Genomic DNA, 15,673 nt, shown 5'->3' on the forward strand with positions numbered 1-15,673 from the left:
CCGGCGACGATTGGTCACCTGAGCGCCACGTCGGATTCGAAATGGTCACCGCACCGACAGCGGCAAAGCTGCCGGCCGGACCGGCGACGGCAGATCCGAGCCACCCATCAGGAACTCGTCGACGGCCCGAGCTGTCGACCGCCCTTCGGCGATCGCCCACACGACGAGGGAGGCGCCGCGGTGCGCATCACCACAGACGAACACGCCGGGCGCATCGGTCTGCCAATCGCTTCCACACGACAGGACTCCCCTGCGGTTGGGCTCCAACGAAAGGTCGTCGAGCAGCGGGCCACCGCGGACGCCGGCAAAGCCGATCGCGAAAAGCGCCATGTCGCAGGGGATCTCGAACTCGTCGCCGACGGGTGTGACCACCCGGCGACCGTCGGGTTCACGGGAGACCTGCACCTCGGCGAGCACCATCATGGTCACGTTGCCGTCGCTGTCACCCACGAACCGCTGCACCGCCACCTCGTACTTACGCACACCGCCCTCGGCGTGTGCCGACGACGTCCGCATCACGAGCGGCCAGGTGGGCCACGGGGATCGGTCGTCGTCGCGGTCCTCCGGGAGCGCCGGGTTGTAGTCGAGCTGCACCACCGAGGCGGCCCCCTGGCGATGCGCGGTCCCCAGGCAGTCGGCGCCGGTGTCACCGCCGCCGATGATGACGACATGCTTGCCGGCTGCGGTGATCGGCGTCGGGCCGTCACCCTCACATTCCTTGTTCGCCGGGACGAGGTGCTCCATCGCCAGGTGGACACCATTGAGGTCGCGGCCGGGAACCGGGTTGTCGCGGGCCTCCATGGCCCCGATGGCGAGCACGACGGCGTCGTGGCGTGAGCGCAGGTCGTCCACCGACAGATCGACGCCGACGTCGCAGCTCGTGACGAATTCCGTGCCCTCGGCACGCATCTGCGCGACGCGACGGTCGACGTCGGACTTGGGCAGTTTGTACTCCGGGATGCCGTAGCGCAGCAGTCCGCCGAGCCGGTCGTCGCGCTCGTAGACCGTCACCTCGTGTCCTGCACGGGTGAGCTGCTGCGCGGCCGCGAGACCGGCCGGCCCCGAACCCACCACGCCGACCGATTTGCCCGTTGTGGCCGCGGGCGGCTCGGGACCGATGATCCCTTCGGCCCACGATTCGTAGGCGATGGTCTTCTCGACGCGTTTGATCGTGACACTGCCGCCGGTGGTGGCCTCCGAGATCGACAGCACGCACGCCGCCTCACACGGTGCCGGACACACCAGCCCGGTGAACTCGGGGAAATTGTTCGTCGCGTGCAGTCGCGCGCTCGCCGCGTCCCATCGTCCCCGCCGCACCAGGTCGTTCCACTCCGGGATCAGATTGCCCAGTGGGCAGCCGGCAGTCCCCGAGTGACAGAACGGAATGCCGCAATCCATACACCGGCGGGCCTGCTCGGAGACCTCGGTCAACTCGAGCATCGGGTTGTCGGGATGGGCGTACACGTCGCCCCAGTCCTGCACCCGCTCCCCGACCGGCCGGTACCTGGACTCCTTCTTCCCGACTTCCAGAAATCCGCGTGGATCAGCCACGTGCCGCCTCCATGATCGCTGAATCGACGTCGCGCCCTTCGGCTTCTGCCATCCGCGCGGCGTCGAGAACTCGTTTGTAGTCGCTCGGCATCACCTTGGTGAAGGCCAGGCATCGCCGTGGCCAGTCGGCGAGCATCGACGCGCCGATGGCCGACCCGGTCAGCTCGGTGTGGGTGGCGATGGTGTCGTGCAGGAACTGCAGATCGTCCGGGTCGGGGCGGAGGAGTTCGACCATCGCCGTGTTGACCTTGCCGGGGTCGAGGTCGTACACGTACGCGATGCCGCCGGACATACCGGCTGCGAAGTTTCGGCCGGTCGGTCCGAGGATCACCACGCGACCGCCGGTCATGTATTCGCAGGCATGGTCACCGACACCCTCGACGACCGCGGTGGCGCCCGAGTTGCGCACCGAGAACCGTTCGCCGACCCGTCCCCGCAGATACACCTTGCCGGAGGTCGCGCCGTAGAGGATGGTGTTGCCCGCGATCACCTGGTCCTCGGCGATGAACCATGCGTCCGGATTCGGTGCGACGATGATCTTCCCGCCGCATAGCCCCTTGCCGACATAGTCGTTGGTGTCACCGGAGAGCTTGATGGTGACGCCTGGCGGCAGGAACGCGCCGAGCGACTGGCCGGCCGACCCGGTCAGTTGAACGGTGATGGTGTCCTCGGCGAGACCTTCGGCCCCGTAGCGGCGGGTGACCTCGGCGCCGAGCAACGTGCCGACCGTCCGGTTCACGTTGCGTACCGGAAGTTCCAGCGTCACCGGATGCGCGTCTTCGAGGGCGCCCTCGGCGAGCTGGATGAACGTCTGGTCGAGGGCACGGTCGAGGCCGTGGTCCTGGCCGCGGAGGCGCCGCGTCGGACCCTTGTCCTCGAACTTGCGGAAGATCGGCGTGAGGTCGAGGCCCTTGCTCTTCCAGTGCGCCACCGCCTCGTCGGTGTGCAACCGCTGCGACTGCCCGATGGCTTCGTCGAGAGTGCGATAACCCAACTGCGCCAGATACTTCCGGACATCCTCGGCGATGAACCGGAAGAAGTTGACCAGGTGCTCGGCCTGCCCGGTGAACCGCGACCGCAGCACCGGATTCTGCGTGGCCACGCCCACCGGGCAGGTGTCGAGGTGGCAGACACGCATCATGATGCATCCGGCGACGATGAGCGGCGCGGTCGAGAAGCCGTATTCCTCGGCCCCCAGCAGCGCCGCCATGATGACGTCGCGCCCGGTACGCAGGGCGCCGTCGCACTGCACGGTGATGCGGTCACGCAGACCGTTGAGCATGAGCGTTTGCTGCGCATCGGCCAGGCCGATCTCCCACGGTGTGCCGGCATGCTTGAGCGACGTCAACGGCGATGCACCCGTTCCGCCGTCGTGGCCGGAGATGAGGACGACGTCGGCGTGCGCCTTGGACACGCCGGTGGCCACCGTGCCGACCCCGACGGCACTCACCAATTTGACGTGGATGCGCGCATCCTTGTTCGCGTTCTTGAGGTCGTGAATGAGTTGGGCGAGGTCCTCGATGGAGTAGATGTCGTGGTGTGGCGGCGGCGAAATCAGCGCGACACCCGGCGTGGAATGACGCGTCTTGGCGATCCACGGATACACCTTGTACGCCGGGAGTTGGCCGCCCTCACCGGGTTTCGCGCCCTGCGCCATCTTGATCTGGATGTCGGTTGCGTTGGTCAGATAGTCGCTGGTGACCCCGAACCGTCCCGATGCCACCTGTTTGACGGCGCTGCGACGTTCCGGGTCGTAGAGGCGGTCGACGTCCTCGCCGCCCTCACCCGAGTTGGAGCGTCCACCGATCCGGTTCATCGCGATCGCGATCGTCTCGTGCGCCTCCGCCGAGATCGACCCGTAGCTCATCGCGCCGGTGTTGAACCGGGTCATGATGGCCTCGACCGGCTCGACCTCCTCGAGCGGGATAGGGTCCCGGGCGGACAGATCGAAATCGAACAGGCCGCGCAGCGTGCCGCCTTCGCGGGAGAGCTTGTCGACCTCGTCGGAGTACTTCTGGAAGATCTCCGCCTGACCGGTCTTGGTGGCGTGCTGCAGCAGGAAGATCGTCTCCGGGGTGAACAGATGCAGTTCGCCCTCCCGGCGGTACTGGTACTCGCCGCCGACATCGAGGCGGCGGTAGACCTGCTCGGTCGGGTTCTCCGGGAACGCGCGGTGGTGACGGATCCGCACCTCTTCGGCGAGTTCGTCGAGGCCCACGCCCTCGATCCGGGAGACGGTCCGGGTGAAGTATTCCTTGACGACCGCCGAGGACAGTCCCACCGCCTCGAACGCCTGCGCGCCGGTGTAGGAGCTGATGGTGGAGATGCCCATCTTGCTCATCACCTTGAGCACACCCTTGCCGAGCGCCTCCAGATAGTTTCGCGCGGCCTTCGACGGTGTGACACCGATCAGTTCGCCCTCGCCGATCAGGTCGTCGATCGTCTCGAGTGCCAGGTAGGGATTGACCGCGGCGGCGCCGAAGCCGATGAGCAGGGCGATGTGGTGCACCTCGCGGGCGTCGCCGGACTCGATGACGAGGGCGACCTTGGTGCGTTCCTTGGTCCGGACCAGGTGGTGATGCACCGCCGACGTCGCGAGCAGCGACGGGATCGGCGCATGCTCACGATCGGTGTGCCGATCGGAGATGACGAGCGTGGTGTGGCCTTCAGCGATCGCCTGGCTGGCCCGCATCCGCAGATCCTCGAGAGCGTCGGCGAGACCCTGACCGCCCTCGGCGACCTCGTACAGGCCGTGCAGCACCTTCGCCGACAGGCCCGGGTTGTCCCCGTCGTCGTTGATGTGGACGAGTTTGGCGAGGTCGTCGTTGCCGATGACCGGCCAGTGCAGCAGGATCTGCCGGCACGAGGCCGCGGTCGGCGCCAGCAGATTCTGCTCGGGCCCCATCACGCGGGCCATCGAGGTCACGATCTCTTCGCGGATGGCGTCCAGCGGCGGGTTGGTGACCTGCGCGAACAGTTCGACGAAGTAGTCGTAGAGCAGGCGGGACCGCTTGGAGAGGACGGCGACGGGGGTGTCGGTGCCCATCGAACCGAGCGGCTCGTATCCGGCCGCCGCCATCGGGGTGAGCAGGACGCGCAGATCCTCCTCGGTGTATCCGAACGACAGCTGCCGACGCACCACCGTGTTGTGGTTGGGCTTGTAGACGGGGCGCGCGGGGAGCGTCGCGATGTCGAGCAGGCCGGCATGCAGCCACTCGTCGTAGGGCTCGGCGTGGATCAGGTCGGCCTTGATCTCCTCGTCGGGGATGATGCGTCCCTGCTGCGTGTCGACGAGGAACATACGACCGGGCTCCAGCCGGCCCTTCGCGACCACGTCGTCGACGGGGATGTCGAGGACGCCGGACTCGGAGGCGAGGATGACCCGACCGTCGCGGGTCTGCCACCACCGACCGGGACGCAGACCGTTGCGGTCGAGCACCGCCCCGACGACCGTGCCGTCGGTGAAGGTAACGCACGCCGGACCGTCCCACGCCTCCATCAGCGACGCGTTGAACTGCAGGAATGCCCGCCGCTTCGGATCCATCACCGGCACGTTCTCCCACGCCTCGGGGACCATCAGCATCACGGCGTGGTGCACGCTGCGCCCGCCGAGGTGCAGCAGTTCGAGCACTTCGTCCAGCGACGCCGAGTCCGAGGCGTCGGGCGTGCAGATCGGGAAGGCGCGTTTGAGGTCGCCGGGGATGAGATCGGTCTCGAGCAGGGCCTCGCGGGCACGCATGCGGTTGCGGTTGCCGCGCACGGTGTTGATCTCCCCGTTGTGTGCGACGAACCGGAACGGGTGGGCCAGCGGCCACGAGGGGAAGGTGTTGGTCGAGAAGCGCGAGTGGACGATGGCGATCGCGCTGTGGCAGCGGTCATCGCGCAGGTCGTCGTAGTAGAGTGGGAGCTGCATCGTCGTGAGCATGCCCTTGTAGACCATGGTGCGGCTCGACAGCGACGGGAAGTACAGACCGGTGCCTGCCTCCTCGATCTCCGGTGTCAGACGCTCGGCCTGCTTGCGGAACGGATAGATGAAGCGGTCGAGGTCGAGTCCTCCGATCCGGCGCTCGCCGTCGGCCGGATCGACGGTGACGAACAACTGCATCATGTAGGGCATGCAGCCGAGCGCGGTCTCGCCGATGTCGGCACCCTCGACGTCGACGGGCAGTTCGCGCCATCCGAGGATGGTGATCCCCTCGTCGTCGGCGAGTGCGGTCACCCGCTCGATTGCACGCTCACGCAGGGCCGGGTCCGCCGGGAGAAAGCAGTTGCCGGCGGCATAGGTGTTCTCGCCGGCCGAGGTCGGCGCGGGCAGGTCGAAATCGACCACCGCGCGGAGTAGTTCGTCGGGGAGCTGGATGAGGATGCCCGCGCCGTCACCGCTGTTCACCTCGGCGCCTGCGGCACCACGATGCTCCAGGTTCTCCAGGGCGAGGAGACCGTCGGCGACGATCGAATGCGACCGCCGTCCGTACACGTCGGTGACCATCGCGACGCCGCACGAATCGACTTCTGCGGCGGGGTCGTACAGCCCCTGCTTGGCCGGCAACGCTGAAAACAACATCTCGAACCTCCACTCGACTCGCTGACGAATCGCAAATGCTCGATTGTCCTCAGGGACAACGCTGGCCCGTGGAGCAATGTCGGTGGCTGTAGTCGGATGGGCTGATCCGGCGCACCGTGATTCACCACTCTATCCGACCGAATCAGGCAATGCCGTCTACTGCGAGGCGATCGATGCCGGAGGTGGTGTGATTCCGGTGACGTGGGTGGCGCTAGGTGCGGTCGGTGTCGTCGGGGGTGCTGTCGGCGTCATCGAGGGTGCCGTCGGCATCATCCGGGGTGCCGTCGGCATCATCCGGGGTGCCGTCGGCATCATCCGGGGTGCCGTCGGCATCATCCGGGGTGCCGTCGGCGTCATCGTCCGGGGTGCCGTCGGCGTCATCGTCCGGGGTGCCGTCGGCGTCATCGTCCGGGGTGCCGTCGGCGTCATCATCCGGGGTGCCGTCGGCGTCATCATCCGGGGTTCCGTCGGCGTCATCATCCGGGGTTCCGTCGGCGTCATCATCCGGGGTGCCGTCGGCGTCATCCGGGGTGCCGTCGGCGTCATCCGGGGTGCCGTCGGCGTCATCCGGGGTTCCGTCGGCATCGGGGGTGTCGGATTCGAGCACCCACGCGTCGGAGGAACTCGACGATTCGAGGGGTTCGCCCTGCGCGTCGCGGGGGGTGTGGCGGGCGATCGCGGCGGCGAGCGCCGCCTCTGCGGCGCTCGAGGTCCGGCCGGCGGCCTGCGCCTCGGCCTCGACGTCGTGGTCCGGCCCGTCCTCGCGGTCGTCGACATACCCGATCGCGCCGAGCGCTTCCAGCTCCGCTGCGCGCTCCGGGTGATAGATCGAGAGCCCCTGCTCACGCCCCCGCGGGGCGAGCACGAAGTAGGCTGCCGCGCAGGCGAAGACCAACACGGCCGTGAACACGTTGATGCGGGTGCCGAAGATGTGGGTCGCCGGGTCGGTCCGCATCAGCTCGATGCCGAACCGTCCGACGCAATAACCGGCGACGTAGAGAGCGAACAAACGGCCGTGCCCGATGCGGAAGTACCGGTCGACGAGGACCAGCACGATCACGACGAAGATGTTCCACAGCATCTCGTAGAGGAACGTCGGGTGGACGACCGCGACGACGACCCCGTTGGATGTGCCCGCGATCAGGCCCGGATCGGCGAACCCGCTGGAGTCGACCCGTTCGTAGATCTCCAGACCCCACGGGAGCGTGGTCTCCGCGCCGTAGAGTTCCTGGTTGAAGTAGTTGCCGAGACGGCCGATCGCCTGTGCGAGCAGGATGGCCGGGGCGAGTGCGTCGCCGAACGGCGGCAGTTTGATGCCGTGCCGACGCGCCCCGATCCATGCGCCGAGCGCACCGAAAGCCACGGCGCCCCAGATGCCGAGACCGCCGTCCCAGATCTTGAGCGCATCGATCGGCTCCTTGGGACCGTCACCGAAGTAGGTCTGCCAATCCGTGGCGACGTGATACAGCCGACCGCCGATCAAACCGAACGGGACCGCCCAGATCGCGACGTCGAGGACCTCACCCTCCTGGCCTCCGCGGGCCTTCCAGCGACGATTGCCCCAGAAGACGGCGACGATGATTCCGGCGATGATGCACAGCGCATACGCGCGGATCGGGAACGGACCCAGATTCCAGACCCCTTCGGGAGGGCTGGGGATGTAGGCCAGAATGGCCGCTGTCGAATGTGTCGTTCCGTCGATCATCGGCCCAGCAAGGGGTGTCGGCACCGTCACGCTGCCACCCTAGCCGACGGTGAGACGTCGGAGATCAGGGTGCCGCCGGCGCCGGAGAGCGTACCCCGTCGGCCAGTTCGGCGACCAGCGATCCCAAGGCGTCGGTGCCGGTCTTGGCAGCGCTCACCAGCGCGGACCCCACGATGACACCATCGGCATAGCCAGCGATCTCCGCCGCCTGGGCGCCGCTGCGTACCCCGAGCCCCACGCCGATCGGGATGTCGGAGTGGGCGCGGACCCGGGCACAGAGTTCCGGCGCGGCGTCGGAGACGGCATCACGTGCTCCGGTGACACCCATGGTGGATGCGGCATAGATGAAGCCCCGCGAGACATCGACGGTCATCGCCAGGCGTTCCTCGGTCGAGGACGGCGCGATCAGGTAGATGCGGTCCAGGTCGTGCTCGTCCGACGCCGCATGCCAGGCGGCCCCTTCTTCGGGGATCAGGTTGGGGGTGATGATGCCGGCTCCGCCGGCGTTGGACAGATCACGCGCGAAGCGGTCGACTCCGTACTGGAGGATCGGGTTCCAGTAGCTCATCACGACGGCCTGCCCGCCGGCGTCGGCGATCGCGGCCACGGCGGTGATCACGTCTCGCACCCGCACACCGTTGCTGAGCGCGGTGTCGGCGGCCTCCTGGATGGTCGGGCCGTCCATCACCGGGTCGGAGTACGGCACGCCGACCTCGATGATGTCGCAGCCGGCCGCCACCATCGTCCGGAAGAAGTCGACGGACTCGTCGACCGTGGGGTATCCGACCGGCAGATATCCGATGAGGGCGCTGTGGCCCTCGTCGCGGCAACGCGCGAAGGTCGGCCCCAGCCGTGAGGGCGCGGTCTTGGCGATCGGCGCGGCGCTCATGTCGTCTCCCCTGTCTGCTCGCCTCCGGCCGCGGCCTCGTCCTGTGAGGGCGGCTTGTCGAACAGGTGGAACCATCGGGCGGCGGTGTCGACGTCCTTGTCGCCGCGGCCGGACAAACTGACGACGATGATCGCCCCCTCGCCCAGTTCCTGACCGAGCTTCAGCGCGCCGGCGACCGCGTGTGCGGATTCGATGGCCGGGATGATGCCCTCGCGCCGACTCAACAGAGCCAGCGCATCCATGGCCTCGGAGTCGGTGATCGGCCGATACTCGGCTCGGCCGGTGTCCTTGAGGTAGGCGTGCTCAGGGCCGACGCCGGGATAGTCGAGTCCGGCCGAGATCGAGTGCGACTCGATCGTCTGGCCGTCCTCGTCCTGCAGCAGATAGGAGTAGGCGCCCTGGAAGGCGCCCGGCGTCCCACCGGTGAATGTGGCTGCGTGCCGTCCGGTCTCGACGCCGTCGCCGGCAGCTTCGTAGCCCACCAGGCGCACGTCGGGGTCGTCGATGAACGGGTGGAAGATGCCGATGGCGTTGGAGCCGCCGCCGACGCAGGCCACGACGGCGTCGGGCAGACGTTCGGCTTGTTCGACGATCTGGGCGCGGGCCTCGAGACCGACGACGCGCTGCAGATCGCGCACCATCGTCGGGAACGGGTGCGGCCCGGCGGCCGTGCCGAAGCAGTAATAGGTGTTGTGCGCGTTGGTGACCCAGTCGCGCATCGCCTCGTTGATGGCGTCCTTGAGGGTGGCCGAACCGTTGTCGACGGCGATCACCTCGGCGCCGAGCAGCCGCATCCGGGCGACGTTGAGCGCCTGACGGTCGGTGTCGACCCGGCCCATGTAGACAACGCATTCGAGGCCGAGCAGCGCGCAGGCCGTCGCCGTCGCGACCCCGTGCTGACCGGCCCCGGTCTCGGCGATGACCCGCGACTTGCCCATCCGCTGCGCGAGCAGGGCCTGCCCGAGGACGTTGTTGATCTTGTGCGAACCGGTGTGGTTGAGGTCCTCGCGCTTGAGGAAGATGCGGGCCCCGCCGGCGGCCTCGCGCAGCCGCACGGCCTCGTACAGCGGCGAGGGCCGACCGGTGTAGTCGCGCTGCAGCCGGTCGAGTTCGGCGAGGAAGTCGTCGTCGGCGCGGACCTTCTCGTAGGTGGTGGTGACCTCGTCGATCACCGCCATCAGCGCTTCCGGGACATGCCGGCCGCCGTAGACGCCGAAATGACCACCCTGGTCGGGTTCGATGGACGTGCGGGAGGCAAGGCCGGCGCTCGCGGCCGGGTAGGTGCTGACGCCTGAGCTGTCGGTGTTCGCGGTCACGGTTCTCTCGTCGTCGCTAGCGGGTTCGGGGGACGGAGAACGGCCGTCAGCGAACCGGTTTCGGGCAGGACGGGTGGGTACCCGCGGTGACCAGCTCGGAGACCGCGGCGCGCGGGTCACCGCTGGTGACCAGGCCCTCCCCGACCAGGACCGCGTCGGCGCCGGCGCCGGCGTAGGCGAGCAGGTCGGCGGTGCCGCGCACCCCGGACTCGGCCACTCGGATCACCTGGGTGGGCAGACCGGGCGCGATCCTGGCGAAACAGTCGCGGTCCACTTCGAGGGTCTTGAGGTTGCGGGCGTTGACGCCGACCACCGACGCACCCGCTTCCAGGGCGCGGTCGGCTTCCTCCTCGGTGTGCACCTCGACCAGGGCGGTCATGCCGAGGCTCTCGGTGCGGTCGAGCAGGGCGGCGAGCACGTTCTGTTCGAGGGCCGCGACGATCAGCAGGATGACGTCGGCGCCGTGGGCACGGGCCTCGTGGATCTGATACGGCCCGACGATGAAGTCCTTGCGCAACACCGGGATGTTCACCGCGGCGCGCACGCTGTCGAGGTCGGCCAGCGAACCACGGAAGCGACGCTCCTCGGTGAGGACGCTGATGATGCGCGCGCCGCCGGCCTCGTAGGCACTGGCGAGTTCGGCGGGATCACCGATCGCGGCCAGATCGCCACGCGACGGGCTCGCCCGCTTGACCTCGGCGATCACACCGATGCCGGGCTGACGCAAGGCGGCCATCGCGTCCTTGGCCTCAGGGGCCTTGGCCGAGGCCGCCTTGACGGCCGCATAGTCGACGACGGCCTCACGCGCGGCAACGTCGGCTCTCACTCCCTCGATGATGGAGTCGAGGACAGTCGGCGTACTCACGCAGTGGCCCCCTTTCGGTGTTCGTGTGTTCTCAGGGTAGACCGGCGCCGGATCTGGGCTGTGTTCGGGTTGGCCGATCAGGCACCGTGTTCGCGGCGCGGTTCGGGGTCATCGGGTGTGGCGTCCGGGCCGGAGGAATCGTCGACGTCGGTGGGATCGATTCCGGTGTCCAACGCGTCCCACATCATGCGTTCGTTGGTCGTGGGTTCTTCGTTACCGTCGGCGGCCGCCGGCGTCGCAGCGGTGTCGCGGTCGGCAGCCCCGTTCGGGTCGGACCCGGTCGTGCCGGCCTCATGTCCGTCGGTCCCGGCCGCGTCCGATCGGGTGGCCGTGCGCCGCTCGTGTTCGGCGAAGATCTGGCGCTCGAGTTCCGCGCGTCGCGCTCCGGGTGTCTGGTACTTCGACGACATCCCGGAGGCGCCGCCCGCGACCCGCAGGAGCAGGATCCCGGCCATCACGGCGCACACCGCGCCCACGAGGACGACCGCGGCGGCCCAGGAGTTGGTCGTGATGAGCAAGGGCTGGAACCGCCCGGGGATCTCGGCGGCCTCGGCGGCGTAACCCGATTCGGCCCCGTCGATGATCAACGACAGCGCCGGGATCGCCGACAACACGCCGGCGGCGGCGATGAGGATGGCGAGCAGCCGCAGACCCCACCCGCGGATCGAGAAGGCGGCGAGGATGGCGGCGAGCAGGACCAGGGCAAGCGGGGTCAGCCATGGACTCCAGTCGGCGCCCTTGACCTCGAACGTGCGCGGCGGTGCCAGTCCGTCCGAGGCGAGGACACGACACCAGACCAGCCGCGACGCCGACCACAAGGCCAGCGCCGAGGCCGCCAACAGGACCGCGGCGAGCATCTGACGCCGGCGCAGGTAGGACTTCGTGGCGGCTTCGGAGACCGTCGGGGAGGCCACGGATCCCGATGCGGACGGATCGTCTGACGCGGTCATCGCGACGCCGCCGACTCGTCGGCCGAACCGACCCGGCGCATGGTGCCTGCCGCGGCCACGGCGTTGAGTACGGCGGTGGCCTTGTTGCGGGCCTCGTTGTACTCGTACTCGGGTTCGCTGTCGGCGACGACCCCGCCGCCGGCCTGCACGAACGCGCGTCCGTCGGCCATCAGCGCGGTCCGGATCGCTATGGCCGTGTCCGCGTCCCCGGCGAAGTCGAGGTAGCCGACGATGCCGCCGTACAGGCCGCGCCGGGTGAGTTCGTGCTCGTCGATCAGTTCCATGGCCCGCACCTTCGGCGCTCCGGTGAGGGTGCCCGCCGGGAAGCACGCGGTGACGGCGTCGAGCGCATGCTTGTCGTCGCGCAGCGTGCCGGAGACGGTCGACACCAGATGCATGACGTGGCTGTAGCGCTCCACGTGGCGGTAGTCGCTGACCTTCACCGTCCCGGGCCGGCACACCCGACCGAGGTCGTTGCGGCCGAGGTCGACGAGCATCAGGTGCTCGGCGTTCTCCTTGTCGTCCTCGACGAGGCCCTTGGCGAGGAGTTGATCCTCCTCTTCGGTGGCGCCACGCCAGCGGGTACCCGCGATCGGGTGCGTGGTCGCGACCCCGTCCGCGACGGTGACCAGCGCCTCGGGACTGCTACCGACGATGGTGAACGGCCCGCCGCCGACCGGACCCGAACCCAACGCGCCCGGCATGCGCAGCAGGTACATGTACGGGCTCGGATTGGAGGCGCGCAGCACCCGGTAGACGTCGATCGGGTCGGCGTCGGTCGCCATCTCGAAGCGCTGCGACGGGACGATCTGGAACGCCTCGCCGGCCTCGATGTCGCCGACGAGGTCGGTCACGATGTCGCTGTACTCGGCCAGGGTGCGTTGTGCCGAGTAGTCGGGCGCGGGCCGGTCGAAGTGGGACACGGTCGACGGGGCGGGTGCGGCGAGGGCGTCGGTCATGCGGTCGAGTCGGGCAACCGCGTCGGCGTAGGCCTCCTCGACGCGGTCGTCGGAGCCGTCCCAGTTGACCGCGTTGGCGATGAGGGTGATGGTGCCCTCGTGGTGGTCGACCGCGGCGAGGTCGGTCGCCAGCAGCATCATCATGTCCGGTAGGCCCAGGTCGTCGACGGTCGTCTCGGGGAGGCGTTCCAGCCGGCGCACCATGTCGTAGGCGAAGAATCCGACGAACCCACCGGTCAGAGGTGGCATGTCGGGAAACGGGTCGGTGGCGAGCAGCTCCAGCGACTCGGCGAGGACCTGCAGCGGGTCGCCTCCCACCGGTGCACCGTTGGGCACCTCACCCCACCAGCGGGCCTGGCCGTCGACGACGGTCAGGGCCGACGGCGAACGCGCCCCGATGAACGACCACCGCGACCACGATCGCCCGTTCTCCGCCGACTCGAGGAGGAACGTGCCCTCGCGGTCGCCGGCCAGCTTGCGGTAGGCCGACAACGGTGTCTCGGAGTCGGCCAGCACCTTTCGGGTCACCGGGACCACCCGATGGTCGGCCGCGAGATCGAGGAACTCCTCGAGCGTGGTCTGGCCGGCGTGGGTGCCGGGCGCACTCTTTCCGGCGGCACTCATCCCAGCGGCTCGCCGCCGACGCCCCACTGCTGGCGGGGCACCTCGGTGATCGTCACCCACACCGAGTCCGGGTTCTTTCCGGTCGCCTTGGCATAGGCGTCGGTCACCGCCGCGATGGTCTCGCGCTTGACCCGGTCGGAGAGGCCGGGTGTCTGCGAGATCTGGATGAGGGGCATGTGCGCCGTCACCGCCTTTCTGGTCGTGGGCCGGACTTCATTCTCGCGCGTCGCCCGGGTTCGAACCGATACCCGGGGTCGGGTCGCCGGTGACCGGCAACAACGAGGGGGTGTCGAAGCAGCTGTGATTGCCGGTGTGACACGCCGCGCCGGTCTGGTCGACGACGAGCAGGACGGTGTCGCCGTCGCAGTCCAGACGGACGTCGTGGACGTACTGGGTGTGGCCGCTGGTCTCGCCCTTCACCCAGTACTGCTGTCGCGACCGCGAGTAGTAGGTGGCCCGGCGGGTGGTCAGGGTCTGTTCCAGGGCGGCGTCGTCCATCCACGCCATCATCAACACCGTCCCGGTGCCGCGTTCCTGCGTGACGGCGGCGAACAGTCCGTCCTCGTTGCGTTTGAGGCGGGCGGCGAGTTCGGGGTCGAGGGCCATCAGCGCACCGTGATCCCTTCGTCCGCCATCGCCGCCTTGACGTCGCCGATGGTGAGTTCACCGAAGTGGAAGACCGACGCCGCGAGCACCGCGTCGGCTCCGGCTTGCACGGCGGGCGCGAAGTCGGCGACCGCGCCGGCGCCACCGCTGGCGATGACCGGGACGTCGACAGCCGCCCGGACCGCGGTGAGCATCCGCAGGTCGAAGCCCTGCTTGGTGCCGTCGGCGTCCATCGAGTTGAGGAGGATCTCCCCCACCCCCAGCTCCTGGCCCCGAACGGCCCACTCGACCGCGTCGATGCCGGTGCCGCGGCGACCGCCGTGTGTGGTGACCTCCCACCCGGATGGGGTGGGTGGCTCGCCCTCGGGCACGGTCCGCGCATCGACAGACAGCACGATGCACTGTGACCCGAATCGTCGGCTCATCTCGGCGAGCACATCCGGTCGGGCGATGGCCGCGGTGTTGACGCCGACCTTGTCGGCGCCGGCCCGCAGCATCGTGTCGACGTCGTCGACGGTGCGGATGCCGCCGCCGACGGTGAGCGGGATGAAGATCTGGTCGGCGGTGCGTGTGACGACGTCGATCATCGTCGCGCGACCGGAGCTCGACGCAGTGACGTCGAGGAAGGTGAGTTCGTCGGCGCCTTCGGCGTCATAGCGGGCGGCCAGCTCGACGGGGTCACCCGCGTCGCGCAGGTTCTGGAAGTTGACACCCTTCACCACGCGACCGGCGTCGACGTCGAGACAGGGGATGACGCGTACCGCCACAGTCATGGTCGCCCTCCTGTCGCCTCGTTTGTTCCGGGTTGTGTTGGCGCGGTGCCCCATTCGTCGCCGACGACGTCTCCGATGACCGCCATCAGCTCCTCGTGCAATCCGGGTGCGCCACACACCAGCGATGTCGACGTCGCGGTCCACGGGGTTCCGCCGAGGTCGGTCGCCACACCGCCCGCGGCCCGCACCAGCGCCGCCCCGGCCGCGTTGTCCCAGGCGTGCCGGCCGAATGCGACGGCGCCGCCGAACACGCCGGCGGCGGTGTAGGCCATGTCGACGCCGGTGCTGCCGGTCATCCGTAGCCGCGCGATCCGTGAGCTGAGCGCGCGCACCACGTCGACACGTCGGGCGCCGGCATAGCGACCCTGCGATGCGGCGTTGAACGGACCGTATGCGATGACCCCGGCCTGCAGGTCGAGGCGATCCAGCGGGGGCACCGGGTGGCCGTCGACGAGGAGCGGTCCGTCGACGTGTCCGGCGAATCGTCGTCCCAGCAGCGGGAGCCAGGTCAGTCCCAGCACGGGTTCGCCGTCGACGAGGAGACCGAGGAGGATCGCGGCCAGCGGCATACCCGTCGAGTAGTTGTAGGTGCCGTCCACCGGGTCGAGCACCCACACCGTGCCCTCGGTGACCGACGGGCCGCCGAACTCCTCGCCGTGGACCGGAATTCCGGTGCGTTCGACCAGTTCGGTGGCGATGCGGCGTTCGAGGTCGAGGTCGACCTGGGTGGCGAAGTCGGTGGCGCCCTTCGCCACGGCGCTGGGCGCCCCGAGACCGGCGACGAAGTCGTCGACGGCGGAGTCGAGGATGTCACCCGCGGTCTGGAGCAGTTCGGTGTGATTCATGAGGGCCTGGTTCATCGGGGCGCGGT

Annotated in this window: 12 protein-coding genes; all 12 read right to left on the bottom strand. The window is 68.9% G+C overall.

What is annotated here, in order from left to right:
• Positions 1-45 precede the first annotated feature (45 nt).
• The 12 genes from V1Y59_RS08470 to V1Y59_RS08525 all read right to left on the bottom strand — a co-directional run bounded on the left by V1Y59_RS08470 (position 46) and on the right by V1Y59_RS08525 (position 15,647).
• Positions 46-1,551 carry a glutamate synthase subunit beta gene (locus tag V1Y59_RS08470; protein WP_330504387.1) on the bottom strand — a complete coding sequence of 502 codons (1,506 nt, stop codon included), beginning with the start codon at positions 1,549-1,551 and terminating at the stop codon, positions 46-48.
• Positions 1,544-6,115 carry a glutamate synthase large subunit gene (gltB, locus tag V1Y59_RS08475; RefSeq protein WP_330504388.1) on the bottom strand — a complete coding sequence of 1,524 codons (4,572 nt, stop codon included), beginning with the start codon at positions 6,113-6,115 and terminating at the stop codon, positions 1,544-1,546. Before gltB ends, V1Y59_RS08470 begins: the two co-directional genes overlap by 8 nt.
• Positions 6,116-6,326: 211 nt before the next feature.
• Positions 6,327-7,820 carry a prolipoprotein diacylglyceryl transferase gene (gene lgt / locus V1Y59_RS08480; RefSeq protein WP_330504593.1) on the bottom strand — a complete coding sequence of 498 codons (1,494 nt, stop codon included), beginning with the start codon at positions 7,818-7,820 and terminating at the stop codon, positions 6,327-6,329.
• Between the two features lie 64 nt (positions 7,821-7,884).
• Positions 7,885-8,709, bottom strand: a complete 825-nt coding sequence (trpA, locus tag V1Y59_RS08485; RefSeq protein WP_330504389.1) for a tryptophan synthase subunit alpha — start codon at positions 8,707-8,709, stop codon at positions 7,885-7,887.
• Positions 8,706-10,025 (bottom strand): tryptophan synthase subunit beta, encoded by a 1,320-nt coding sequence (gene trpB, locus V1Y59_RS08490; protein ID WP_330504390.1) that lies wholly within the window; start codon positions 10,023-10,025, stop codon positions 8,706-8,708. The genes trpA and trpB overlap by 4 nt, the downstream gene beginning before the upstream one ends.
• A 46-nt stretch (positions 10,026-10,071) precedes the next feature.
• Entirely contained in the window at positions 10,072-10,890 is an 819-nt protein-coding gene (gene trpC, locus V1Y59_RS08495; protein ID WP_330504391.1) for an indole-3-glycerol phosphate synthase TrpC, read from the bottom strand.
• Between the two features lie 77 nt (positions 10,891-10,967).
• Positions 10,968-11,840 carry a TIGR02234 family membrane protein gene (locus V1Y59_RS08500; RefSeq protein WP_330504392.1) on the bottom strand — a complete coding sequence of 291 codons (873 nt, stop codon included), beginning with the start codon at positions 11,838-11,840 and terminating at the stop codon, positions 10,968-10,970.
• Positions 11,837-13,423 (bottom strand): anthranilate synthase component I, encoded by a 1,587-nt coding sequence (locus tag V1Y59_RS08505; protein WP_330504393.1) that lies wholly within the window; start codon positions 13,421-13,423, stop codon positions 11,837-11,839. The genes V1Y59_RS08500 and V1Y59_RS08505 overlap by 4 nt, the downstream gene beginning before the upstream one ends.
• The gene (locus V1Y59_RS08510; RefSeq protein ID WP_062393159.1) at positions 13,420-13,599 is read right to left on the bottom strand and encodes a tautomerase family protein; all 180 of its coding nucleotides are present in this window, start codon (positions 13,597-13,599) and stop codon (positions 13,420-13,422) included. Before V1Y59_RS08510 ends, V1Y59_RS08505 begins: the two co-directional genes overlap by 4 nt.
• Positions 13,600-13,636: 37 nt before the next feature.
• A complete protein-coding gene (gene hisI / locus V1Y59_RS08515) occupies positions 13,637-14,029 on the bottom strand; it encodes a phosphoribosyl-AMP cyclohydrolase (protein WP_330504394.1) in 393 nt (130 codons plus the stop codon).
• Positions 14,029-14,802: an imidazole glycerol phosphate synthase subunit HisF gene (gene hisF, locus V1Y59_RS08520; RefSeq protein ID WP_330504396.1), complete on the bottom strand. Its 774-nt coding sequence runs from the start codon at positions 14,800-14,802 to the stop codon at positions 14,029-14,031. The genes hisI and hisF overlap by 1 nt, the downstream gene beginning before the upstream one ends.
• Entirely contained in the window at positions 14,799-15,647 is an 849-nt protein-coding gene (locus V1Y59_RS08525; RefSeq protein ID WP_431309131.1) for an inositol monophosphatase family protein, read from the bottom strand. The genes hisF and V1Y59_RS08525 overlap by 4 nt, the downstream gene beginning before the upstream one ends.
• Positions 15,648-15,673: the final 26 nt, after the last annotated feature.

The organism is Gordonia prachuapensis (genome assembly GCF_036350515.1).
GTDB classification, from domain to species: Bacteria; Actinomycetota; Actinomycetes; order Mycobacteriales; family Mycobacteriaceae; genus Gordonia; species Gordonia prachuapensis.